Genomic DNA, 564 nt, shown 5'->3' on the forward strand with positions numbered 1-564 from the left:
AGGACGAGGCTCCCGGTAAGACAGCAATCGACCAAGATCAGATGCCCCAACCGGGAGCCTCGCTGTGCTGTCTTACCCTGCCACGATTCCGTTGTCCACCCGCAGCCTGAACCACCTCGCCGCCCTCATCCGAACCCGCCGCCAGCAGCGACGGTCCCGGTGGCGACGCCTCGACCCCGGCCAGCAAGCTCTGCTCGCCCTGGCCCACCTGCGCAACGGCGACACCCTGCCCCGCCTGGCCGCCGGATTCGAGATCGGCGTCACGACGGCCTGGCGTTATGTCCGCGAGGCCATCGACCTGCTCGCCGCGACCGCCGACGACCTGGCCACGGCCATGACCAGGATCCGTCTGCTCGCCTACGCAATCCTCGACGGGACCCTGATCCCGATCGACCGGGTCGCCAACCAGAAGCCGTACTACTCCGGAAAGCACAAGCGTCACGGCGTGAACGTGCAGGTCATCGCGACGCGGCCGGGCGTCTCGTCTGGGCCTCGGCCGCGCCGCCCGGCTCGACGCATGATCTGACCGCCGCCCGCACCCACGGCATCATCGACGCCCTGACC

General features: G+C 69.3%; 1 pseudogene. It reads left to right on the forward strand.

Going from position 1 to position 564, the window contains the following annotated elements:
- Positions 1 to 64 precede the first annotated feature (64 nt).
- Positions 65 to 564, forward strand: a pseudogene (locus OC439_RS30185) (transposase family protein); the annotation flags it as partial.

Source organism: Micromonospora sp. Mcm103 (assembly GCF_024519755.1).
GTDB lineage: Bacteria > Actinomycetota > Actinomycetes > Mycobacteriales > Micromonosporaceae > Micromonospora > Micromonospora aurantiaca.